Annotated in this window: 1 protein-coding gene; it reads left to right on the forward strand. The window is 58.3% G+C overall.

The features are described 5' to 3' along the window. Positions 1–1,079: membrane protein insertase YidC (gene yidC / locus QQJ79_RS15380; protein ID WP_284223805.1), on the forward strand; the 1,079-nt coding region annotated here is incomplete at both ends.

A 1,079-nucleotide genomic window follows, 5' to 3' on the forward strand; every position in this document is an offset into this window, starting at 1 on the left:
GTTTTCTGATTATTTTCGGATTTCAGTATTTCGTTGAAACCCCGCAAATCGAAGAACAGCAGACCGCTGAACAGACCTCAGCCGAAGGGTCCGCACCCAAACCGGGACAGGCTCCGGGTGATGCATCCGCCCCCTCTGCCGGTATGAGCGCTGCGGGTGCCATGACCCGCGAGGAAAGCCTGAGCAAGGCCCCCCGCATCAAGATCAACACCCCGTCCCTGCACGGTTCGGTCTCCCTGAAAGGGGCCCGGATCGACGATCTGACGCTGATCAACTATCGCGAAGAAGTCGACCCGGAAAGCCCGGAAGTCAAGCTGCTCTCCCCGGCGGGAAGCCCGGCCCCCTACTATGCCGAATTCGGCTGGAGTGTGGCCAGCGGTCAGTCTGTCAACCTTCCGAACAGCGACACGGTCTGGAGCACGGAAAATGACGAATTCACCCCGAGCAAGCCTCTGGTTCTGACGTGGGACAACGGCGAAGGCCTGCGTTTTGTCCGCACCTACACCCTCGATGAAAACTTCCTCTTCACCGTGGAACAGAAAGTCGAGAACACCACAGCGGCAGACGTCACCCTGTATCCCTATGGCCTGATCTCCCGGACAGGCAAGCCGGAAACCACCGACTTCTACATTCTTCACGAAGGGCCGATCGGCGTCCTGAATGCCACCCTTGAGGAAATCGACTACGGCGATCTGGTTGACGATGGCGGACAGAATTTCACCTCCACCGGTGGCTGGATGGGGATTACCGACAAATTCTGGCTGACAGCCCTACTGCCCGACCAGACTGTCCAGTTCAAGGGACGCTATAACTACGTTGCCACAGCCGACCGCTACCAGACCGACTATCTGGATACCGCCGGTGTTGTCATTCCGGCAGGCGGCAGCGCAGAAGCCACCAACCGCCTGTTTGCGGGCGCCAAGGAAGTGGACGTTCTGGACGCCTATGAAGAAAAATACGGCATCGACCGGCTGGAACTGGCCATCGACTGGGGCTGGTTCTACTTCCTGACCAAGCCGATCTATTTTGCCCTCGACTTCCTCGACAAGTTGATCGGCAACATGGGCCTTGCCATTCTG

Origin of the sequence: Brevundimonas denitrificans (genome assembly GCF_030160755.1) — a bacterium.
Taxonomy (GTDB): domain Bacteria; phylum Pseudomonadota; class Alphaproteobacteria; order Caulobacterales; family Caulobacteraceae; genus Brevundimonas; species Brevundimonas denitrificans.